Annotated in this window: 6 protein-coding genes; all 6 read left to right on the top strand. The window is 57.4% G+C overall.

Annotation, left to right across the window (positions count from 1 at the left end):
- Window positions 1–43 precede the first annotated feature (43 nt).
- From Q7T10_RS18635 to Q7T10_RS18660, 6 genes are read left to right on the top strand one after another with little or no spacing between them, the layout of a single operon-like run.
- Complete coding sequence (locus Q7T10_RS18635) at window positions 44–1,765, top strand: DUF2341 domain-containing protein (protein ID WP_304751090.1); 1,722 nt, start codon at window positions 44–46, stop codon at window positions 1,763–1,765.
- A 2-nt stretch (window positions 1,766–1,767) separates the two neighbouring features.
- Window positions 1,768–2,178: a biopolymer transporter ExbD gene (locus tag Q7T10_RS18640; protein ID WP_304751091.1), complete on the top strand. Its 411-nt coding sequence runs from the start codon at window positions 1,768–1,770 to the stop codon at window positions 2,176–2,178.
- Window positions 2,175–2,846 (top strand): energy transducer TonB, encoded by a 672-nt coding sequence (locus Q7T10_RS18645; RefSeq protein WP_304751092.1) that lies wholly within the window; start codon window positions 2,175–2,177, stop codon window positions 2,844–2,846. The genes Q7T10_RS18640 and Q7T10_RS18645 overlap by 4 nt, the downstream gene beginning before the upstream one ends.
- Before the next feature lie 25 nt (window positions 2,847–2,871).
- Window positions 2,872–4,431: a putative porin gene (locus Q7T10_RS18650; protein WP_304751095.1), complete on the top strand. Its 1,560-nt coding sequence runs from the start codon at window positions 2,872–2,874 to the stop codon at window positions 4,429–4,431.
- Complete coding sequence (locus Q7T10_RS18655) at window positions 4,418–5,275, top strand: ankyrin repeat domain-containing protein (RefSeq protein ID WP_304751097.1); 858 nt, start codon at window positions 4,418–4,420, stop codon at window positions 5,273–5,275. The genes Q7T10_RS18650 and Q7T10_RS18655 overlap by 14 nt, the downstream gene beginning before the upstream one ends.
- 50 nt (window positions 5,276–5,325) lie before the next feature.
- Complete coding sequence (locus Q7T10_RS18660) at window positions 5,326–5,922, top strand: hypothetical protein (RefSeq protein WP_304751099.1); 597 nt, start codon at window positions 5,326–5,328, stop codon at window positions 5,920–5,922.
- Window positions 5,923–6,196: the final 274 nt, after the last annotated feature.

Raw genomic sequence — 6,196 nt, forward strand, 5'->3', positions numbered from 1 at the left:
TATGTTGGCGGTCCAAATCTGCCAACCATCTTCCTCAAATAATATGAAACGTCTCATCGCTCTCGTTGCTTTTTTATTGGTATTGCCCGCGTCAGCCCAGGCGTGGTGGAACACGGACTGGACGATGCGCAAGCAGATCACGCTCGATACCACGGCTGCTGGTGTGCCGATCGAGGCCAATGCCGTGCCGGTTCTGGTACGGCTTTCTACCGGAAATTTCGACTTTCTTTCTGCCAAAGAGGATGGCTCCGACATCCGCTTCATGGCGGAAGACGACATCACACCGCTTGAGTTTCATGTCGAGCGCTTTGACAAAATTAACGAGTTGGCTTTCGTCTGGGTGCAAGTTCCGAAAGTGGCGGGTAACAACGCTTCTCAGCATATCTGGCTCTACTACGGCAATGAAACTGCGCCCACTGCTGCCGACAGCACAAGCCGCTATGACGCGGCGCAATTGCTGGTCTATCACCTGAGTGAGACGCAGGGCATGCCGCAGGATGCCACCGTCAATGCCATCCATGCCAATCAGGCCAATATCGCTTACGTGACCGGTGGCTTGATAGCCGGCTCAGCCAGGCTCGCTGGCGATGGCGGCATTGTGGTTGGCAATGCGGCGCTGCAGGCAGCCAAGGAATTCACTTTTTCTGCCTGGATCAAGCCTGCCCAGCTTGATGGTGAATTGCTGGCAGTGGGCGGCTTGACGTTCGGGCTGTCTGGCGGTGTGCCGGTGCTGGCCGTCAACGGGGTGCAGACGCGGGCTGCCGCACCTGTTTCAGTGAACGCATGGCATCACATCGCAGTCACGGGGGGAGCGGGGTTTACCGTGTATGTAGATGGCAAGTCGGTGGCCACGGTGGCGGGTGCATTTACGCCAGCGGCCAGTCTCCGCATTGGCGGCGGCCTGGTCGGGGAAATGGATGAAGTGCAGGTTTCAACGGTGGCGCGTTCTGGCGCATGGCTGGCGGCACAATTCGAGTCGCAGGGGCAGGCCGGCAGGCTGGTGAAGTACGGCGAAGACAAGACCACCCAAAGCGCCGAGGGTGCCAACTACTTCGCCTCCACGATGAACAACCTGACGGTGGACGGCTGGGTGGTGGTCATCATCTGTGTCTTCATGTTCTTTGTTGCGATTTGGGTGATGGCAAGCAAAGTCAGGCTGCTGGGGCGGATCGAAAAATCAAACCGGGTCTTTGCCGAAGAGTTCAGCAAGATGTCACGCGGACTGGCTGAGCTGGACGATAGCGCAGCGGCCCATACGGGCAAGATGGATCAGTTGGCCACCATGTTTGAGACCTTCAAGCACTCGCCGTTGTACAGGATTTATCACGTCGGTGTGACGGAGTTGAAGCACCGTTTTCCCGCAAGCCAAGGGGAGCATGCTTTGCCTGTCATCTCTTCCCGCTCCTTTAACGCAGTGCGTGCCAGTCTTGACACCCAGTTAATCCGTGAAGGAAGCCGTTTGAATAGCGGCATGGTGTTGCTCACCATTGCAATTTCTGGCGGCCCTTTCCTTGGGCTGCTGGGCACCGTGGTCGGAGTGATGATTACCTTTGCGGCAATTGCTGCCGCGGGCGACGTCAACGTGAACGCCATTGCGCCCGGTATTGCTGCGGCACTGGTCGCGACGGTGGCTGGTCTGGGGGTGGCGATTCCGTCACTGTTTGGCTACAACTACCTGACAACGCGGATCAAGTCAGTTTCAAACGACATGCATGTCTTTGTGGATGAGTTCGTCACCAAAATGGCCGAGAACTACGGAGGCTGATCATGTCGAAAGTCCAAGATGACGGCGCAGTCTACGATGACATCAACATCACACCGATGCTGGACCTGTCCTATGTATTGCTTATTATTTTTATCCTGTTGACCACGGCCTCAGTGCAGGGTATCAAGGTAAATTTACCCAAGGCGAGCAACACGCCGAGCCTGGCCAAGCCGCTAACCAAGGCGATCACCATCACCCAGAACGGCACGCTGTATCTGGATGCCTATCCGGTTGCTTCACTGGCAGAGTTGGAGTCACGCCTGGCGGGGTACAAGGCCAGCCTCAAGGAGTTTCCGATCGTGGTGAAAGGCGACTCCACTGTGCAGTATGAGAAGGTGGTTGAGGTGCTTGACTTGCTCGGCAAACTTGAGCTGACCCAGATTGGCCTTGTGACGCAGCGGTTGGTCAAGTGAGTGCAGAGGGCAAATCCTCCCGGCGTTGGCGCCGGGCTGCAGTGGGCATCGGGCTGGTGCTGGCTGTGGTGCTTTTGGGGTTGCTGGTCAAGAAGCTGGCTACCCCCGGTGAGGTGAAGAAGAAACGAGCGGTGCAGGAGATCTCTCTGCTGAAGCCACCGCCACCACCACCGCCACCCAAGACGCCGCCTCCACCTCCCAAGGTGGATGTTCAGGAAAAAATAGACGTGCCCAAGCCGGATCAGCAGCCCGACAAGCCGGCAGATACACCACCGCCCGGCCCTGATCTGGCCGTGGATGCGGCAGGTGGTGCGGGTGGCGACGGTTTTGGGTTGGTGGGTAGAAAGGGTGGCAGTGACTTGATCGGCAGCGGTGGCGGCGGGAGCCGCTTTGCCTGGTACGGCGCATTGATCAAGGAGCGCATTCAGGAGCGCATACAGGAAATGATGTCCAAGGACAAGAAGTTGCGCAAGTCGGACTACCGGATCATGGTCAATGTATGGGTCAATGCCACCGGCACGGTGACTCGGGCGGAGTTGATTGACTCCACCAACGATGGGGAACTGGACAGTGCACTCAAGGTAGCCCTGCGCAATTTGCCGCCGCTGAGGGAAGGTGCGCCAAGCGATATGCCGCAACCGATCAAATTGCGGATTACTGCTCGTTGATGAGCGAACTTTGATGAGAAGATAAATGAAAAAGAATTTTCAGACCCGCCTGACATCGACAAGCCTTGCTGTGGCGATGGCATTTGGCGCAACCACGGCGCAGGCGGACGAGCGCGCTGAACTGGAAACACTGCGCCAGACGACGAAGAACCTGATCCAGATTCTGGTGCAGCAAGGTGTGCTAACCCAGGAAAAATCTGACCAGCTAGTCAAGCAGGCCGAGGTCAAGGCACAGGAAACCGTGGCAGCGCAAAAGAAGGCCGATGCTGGTGTCGTACGGGTTCAGTACATACCGGAATCGGTGAGAAAGCAGATTGCCGACGAGGTGCGCGAAGAAGTGGTTGCCCAGGCCAAGGTGGAGCGCTGGGGCGACGCCAACGCCATTCCTGAATGGGTTGACCGCTTCAAGTTCGATGGCGACCTGCGCTTGGGCTACCAGGTGGACAGTTTTTCCGACTCAAATGCGCCCGAGCCCTACTTTCAGGTGACGGGGCAAAACATAGCCAACACCACCGAAGACCGGCAGCGCACCCGCCTGCGCGCGCGCCTGGGCATTACCGCCAAGGTCACGCCCGATGTTTCGGCCGCGTTCCGTTTGTCAACTGGCAACACGACTGAGCCTGTTTCTACCAATCAGACACTAGGCCAAACCGGCAACAAGTACAGTTTTGTGCTGGACCGCGCTTATCTCAAGGCGCATTCGCCCACCTTTCTGCCCTGGCTTACCGCCTCTGCTGGGCGTATTCCCAATCCATTCTTCAGTACCGATCTGCTTTGGGATGACGACCTGAACTTTGAGGGCCTGGCTCTGCAGTTCGAAGACAGTGTTGCCTCAGCCAAGGTGTGGCGTCCGTTCGGCACCATAGGAATTTTCCCGCTGGAGGACATCCAGAGGTCTATTAGTAACCAGGCTAAGTCAAAGTGGCTGGCTGGCGCGCAGATCGGCCTGGAGTGGGTGCCGAGTAATGCGACCCGCGCCAAAGTGGGCCTGGGTGTGTATGACTACAAAAACATCAGCGGTATCCGCAACGATTACAAAAGCTCGATCTACAACGACACTGCCCCCGCCTTCAGGCAAAAAGGCAACACACTGTTTGATATTGACAATGACGGCGATATCAATACCAATTTGTACGCATTGGCCGCCGACTACCAGCTTGTTAATCTGACCGGCATGGTCGACTTCAACCTGTACAACCCGGTTCATGTGATTCTTGCGGGCGACTTTGTCAAGAACGTGGGCTATAGCAGCAGCAAGATCTTGGCACGCTCCGGCCAAAACGTGAGTCCGGAAACCACCGGTTACCTGGCCCGCGTGGCGGTGGGCATGCCCACCATGCTGCTGCAGGACGACTGGCAGCTTTCATTGACCTACCGCTACGTAGAGGCGGACGCTGTGCTTGACGCGTTTACGGACTCTGACTTCCACCTTGGTGGTACCAATTCAAAGGGGTTCATCGTCGGCGCACAGTACGGTCTGAGCAAGTCCACCTGGCTAAGCGCCCGCTGGCTCTCCAGCCAGGAAATCAGCGGTTTGCCTCTGTCGATCAACACTTTTCAGATGCTGTTCAATGCCAAGTTCTGAGTTCATTAAGGCTGGCTGGCGCGGTGTCGGTTGCACCTTGCTGGGGGTGGTGTTGGTGGGTTGTGCCCACGACCCGAAGACCTTGCTGTATCGCGATCGGCTTGAACAGGGTGCCATTGCGCCTGAGGAGTTTGAACGTTTTCGTACTTCGCAGGCTGAAGTGCTGGCACTGGAGGCCTCTGCCAGTGACCCGCCGCCCCAGCTTGCCAGCGCGCTCGACCTCGGGCTGCTCAAGGCCGCCGCGATTGGTGATGTGGTGCGCACTCGCCAGCTCATCAAGGACGGTGCGCAGGTCAACGCGGTGGACGAGTGGGGCAACACGGCCTTGCTGGTGGCCGCGCGCGAAGGCGAGATCGACAGTGCCCGCCTGCTACTGCGCTCGCTGGCGGACGTTGAGGGCCGGGGAGGTGCCATGACACCGCTGGCCGCTGCCGCCTTGAGAGGGCATACGCACATGGTGCAACTGCTTCTGCGTGCAGGTGCGAACGTCAATGCCGTGGGCCTGAACGAGCTGACACCTCTGATGAACGCAGTCAAGCTGGACCGACTGGGCGTGGCGCGGGTGCTTCTGAAGGCAGGTGCCAGCACCCGAGTGCTGGATCGCGCCGGAGACAATCTCCTTGCGGTGGCCGTGACTGAAAACTACCCGGACATGCTCGCGCTCTTGCTCAAGCAGGGTGTGGACCCTGACCTTGCAGACGGCAATGGGTTGACCGCGCTGTATTGGGCTGAATATTTGAATCGCCCCGCTTTGGCGCAGCTGTTGCGCAATGCTGGCGCAGATTCAGCACGTAAAAAGACAGAAATCATTGTCAGTCAGCCATACAGCTTTGGGGAATTTTGATGTCGCGTTTATCTAGTCCGTTGTTGTTGCTTGTGCTGGCGTGCACCTTCTTGGCCAGCAGTGCATGGAGTCAGGATAAAGGTGCGTCGCGCGAGCGCGAAGCGCTGCGCCGGGTGCAGCAACAATTGCAGCAAATTCGTCAAGAAAAGACTGTCATGGAGGAAAAGCTGACCAATACCGAGCAAGAGAAAGAAAAGCTCGCGGGTCAGGTGAGTGGCGCGCAGGCACGCGCCAAATCAGACAGCGCAAAACATCAGCAGTTGCAGTTGGCACTTGACGCAGTGACCCAGGAAAGACAGACGTTGCAGGCGCAGAAGGCCGAGCTTGATCAGCGGCTGGCTGAACTGACAACCAAACACGCCGGTACCGAACGTGAACTGGCACTAACCCAGGCACAGAAGAAGCGGGCCCAGTCCACGCTCTCAACGCGTGACCAGCAGGTCGCCAGTTGCGAAGAAAAGAACGTCAAACTCTATCAATATGGACGCGACCTCATCGGGCAGTGTCGTGACCAGAGTGCAAGCGACGCGGTGCTTCGACTGGAGCCATTTACAGGCATTAAACGGGTAGCGATCGAGAACTTGCTGGAGGAATACCGCGACAAGCTCGATGCGCAGAAACTCGTTTCTTCTGAATCTCGCAATTAGGTTCCCGCATTGTCATGAGTATGACTTGCGTGACAAGACCTGGGCGTGGCATTCAACATAGATCGATTTGCGCCCCGCTGCGTGTTTACTGTCCGGCAATATATTGGCAATAGCATCCGTAAAAATGTCCCCAAATGATCAGGATATCCGCAACCGGCTACTCGTGGCCCGGTTGCCGGCGATGCCGCAGATTCTCCTCAAGTTGATCGAACTGTGTCAGGCCGATGACGCGGGTATGGCTGAGCTTGCCAAGCTGATTGCCAACGATGCGGGT

Source organism: Rhodoferax sp., assembly GCF_030646845.1.
Taxonomy (GTDB): Bacteria; Pseudomonadota; Gammaproteobacteria; order Burkholderiales; family Burkholderiaceae_C; genus Rhodoferax.

Coding starts and splice junctions, on each gene's coding strand:
- Q7T10_RS18635 (WP_304751090.1), top strand. CDS start 44: ATGAAACGTCTCATCGCTCTCGTTGCTTTTTTATTGGTATTGCCCGCG.
- Q7T10_RS18650 (WP_304751095.1), top strand. CDS start 2,872: ATGAAAAAGAATTTTCAGACCCGCCTGACATCGACAAGCCTTGCTGTG.
- Q7T10_RS18655 (WP_304751097.1), top strand. CDS start 4,418: ATGCCAAGTTCTGAGTTCATTAAGGCTGGCTGGCGCGGTGTCGGTTGC.
- Q7T10_RS18640 (WP_304751091.1), top strand. CDS start 1,768: ATGTCGAAAGTCCAAGATGACGGCGCAGTCTACGATGACATCAACATC.